Origin of the sequence: Psychrobacter pygoscelis (assembly GCF_004335015.1) — a bacterium.
GTDB classification, from domain to species: domain Bacteria; phylum Pseudomonadota; class Gammaproteobacteria; order Pseudomonadales; family Moraxellaceae; genus Psychrobacter; species Psychrobacter pygoscelis.
Genome location: NZ_RQRU01000021.1, coordinates 1 through 416, shown reverse-complemented (window position 1 = coordinate 416; position 416 = coordinate 1). Strand labels below are relative to the sequence as shown.

Below are 416 nucleotides of genomic sequence, written 5' to 3'. Positions count from 1 at the left end.
ATTTCACAAGATAATTTCAATACACTTTCTAAAGAAGCTGCTATTTTAAATTCAGATTTAGTGGAATATATTTCGGCAAGAAATAATAGTTTGATTCCTATAACTTTAGGCGCTTCGTTGTCTTTTTTAAATCATGCCGATATAAATGTTGAGAATTATGAATTCGAAGGACTAAAAATTAGTGGCATCAAGCCAAAAGCAAACCTAGTTTCTACTGCTTACCTTTATATGAACGCACCATATCTTTGGGGTGGAAAAACACCATTTGGAATTGATTGCTCAGGATTTACACAAATGGTTTATAAGCTTAATGGATATAAATTACTGCGTGATGCATCGCAACAATCCAGTCAAGGTGAAGTTTTAAGTTTTATTGAAGAAAGTGAACCAGGAGACTTAGCGTTCTTCGATAATGA

The 416-nt window shown here is 33.2% G+C and carries 1 protein-coding gene; it reads left to right on the top strand.

Annotated elements, in window-relative coordinates; translation table 11 throughout:
* Nucleotides 1-416: C40 family peptidase (locus EGV92_RS13770; protein ID WP_165525637.1), on the top strand; the 416-nt coding region annotated here is incomplete at both ends.